The following is a 2,233-nucleotide window of genomic DNA, read 5'->3' on the forward strand; positions in this document are numbered from 1 at the left end:
ATGGTACACGAATACTTTCTATCTTAAGGTAAATGGAAAGGATGTTTGGATCAATTTTCTGAGATGAAAATAATGAAAAAAAAATTAATTTATCTCTCTCTAGTTTTTTTGATAACTAGTTTTTTTGGGGTTTCAATAGTTTCTGCTAATACAGAAAATAATCAATTTTTAATAACAGTAAATGCTTCTTGCCAAGGTAATGGACCTGGTGACGGAATATGCGACTGTGACTGCCCATGTGACGAAACATGTGATTGTGAGTGTCATTTTGCTAGAAATTGTAATGGTAATGGACCAAATGCAGGAGAATGCAATTGTGACTGTCCATGCGATGGAATATGTGACTGTGAATGCCTCTGTAATGATGAAGAATCTGATCCTCAAGAATGTATTTGTGATTGCGAATTCCCTTGCGACGAAACATGTGAGTGTGAATGTCATCAGAATGGTTCTAGTAATGGGAATGGATGGAATGGACCTAAAAATCCATTTTGTTATAATAACGGTAAATACTTCTGCGATGAATTTTGTGACCGACAATCACCATTCTATATGCATTGGGCTTTACAATGGCGTTGGCGTTGGTTCTGGCCTATCTGATTATGAAAAATTGAGAATTTATAGATTAACCTAATCATAATTACCTTTTAAGATAGAAATACACTCTTTACTATCTCTAGAAGGTAATTGTTTTTTTTTCAGAGGCTTAATTATATTCAACATTAAAAGAAATGATAAAGCAATTTTTTATTTGAATGTCATGAGGGATTTTGGAGACATGTGATGAATTTTGACTATCCTTAAATATACTCTAAAACATTTGGAATTAAGATTTTATTTACTTCAAAACCTTGTTATTTGGGATCTTCTTTCAATTTGTTCAGTTCTTCATCTTTTATACAGCTCAAAATACACCTAGCTTGCATTTTCAATTAATAAATGATAGAATAGTAGCTTTATTTATATTGAGAGTAAAGATCATATTTTAAAATCTAGAAAATAATATTAGACCTTGGAGGTGAAGATCTTGCCAAAATTACTATGGGCACCCTCTGTGGAACAGATTAATGCAGCAAACATGACAAAATTCATTCAGTTTGTGAATAGTAAATATAATTTGGATTTTAACTCCTATCATCAACTCTATAATTGGTCTATTGAAAATACTCCAGATTTTTGGGCAGCTATGTGGGATTATGGGGAAATTATTGCTTCAAAGAAGTATACTACTATTGTTGATAATTTTAATGACTTTTTTAAAGTCAAATGGTTCCCAGGAGCAGAATTAAATTTTGCGGAGAATTTATTACGTTATCATGATGATAAAGATCATTTAGCATTTATATTTCATGGCGAAGATCAAAGAATAAAACGAATGACTTACAATGAGCTTTTTCTTCAAGTAGCACGATTTAGTAAATCGTTACTTGAGTTAGATGTTACTTCCGAAGATTGTGTGGCTGGATATATTCCGAATTTAATAGAAACAGTAATAGCTATGTTAGCTGCAACAAGTCTTGGAGCAACATGGGCATCTTGTGGGGCAGAACTAGGACCAAACGCTGTTATAGATCGCTTTGGTCAAATAAAACCCAAAGTCTTAATTACTGCCGACGGTTATTTCTATAAAGGAAAGACATTTTCAAGTCTTAATAATATAGAACAGGTTATCTCAAAACTACCTTCAGTAGAAAGAGTTATAATAATCCCCTACATTAATAAGACTGCTAGAATTGATATTATTCCTCGCTCAATATATTATCAAGAATTTCTCTCTACAGAAACACATCCTAAAATAAATTTTAAACAACTCCCTTTTTCCCATCCTGGATATATTATGTTTTCTTCAGGAACAACAGGAAAGCCTAAATGTATGGTTCAGAGCACAGGGGGAGTTCTACTCACTCAACTGAGAGATTTGATGTTACATACAGATGTAAAAAAGACTGATCGGATCACCTACATTACATCGCCTTCTTGGATGATGTGGAACTGGCTTAACTGTTCACTCGCTATTGGAGCAACTATCCTACTTTATGATGGTAATCCTCTCTACCCAGATTGGGGGGCTATGTGGAAGCTGATTCAAGACGAAAAACTATCCATTTTTGGAACCAGTGCCAGTTATCTTCATTATCTAAGTGGAATTGGTGCACAACCAGGTAAACTGTATGATTTATCCACTTTACGGGTGATCTCTCAAACAGCATCATCCATATCCTCAGAAGCAATG

Annotated in this window: 2 protein-coding genes; both read left to right on the forward strand. The window is 33.8% G+C overall.

Features of this window, described 5'->3' with window-relative positions; translation table 11 throughout:
* Positions 1-72 precede the first annotated feature (72 nt).
* Positions 73-600 carry a hypothetical protein gene (locus ACWVCY_RS13655; protein WP_455143478.1) on the forward strand — a complete coding sequence of 176 codons (528 nt, stop codon included), beginning with the start codon at positions 73-75 and terminating at the stop codon, positions 598-600.
* 427 nt (positions 601-1,027) lie between these two features.
* A partial coding sequence (locus tag ACWVCY_RS13660) for an AMP-binding protein (protein ID WP_455143480.1) occupies positions 1,028-2,233 on the forward strand: 1,206 nt, incomplete at its 3' end.

The sequence above is a fragment of the Candidatus Hodarchaeum mangrovi genome (assembly GCF_975850365.1).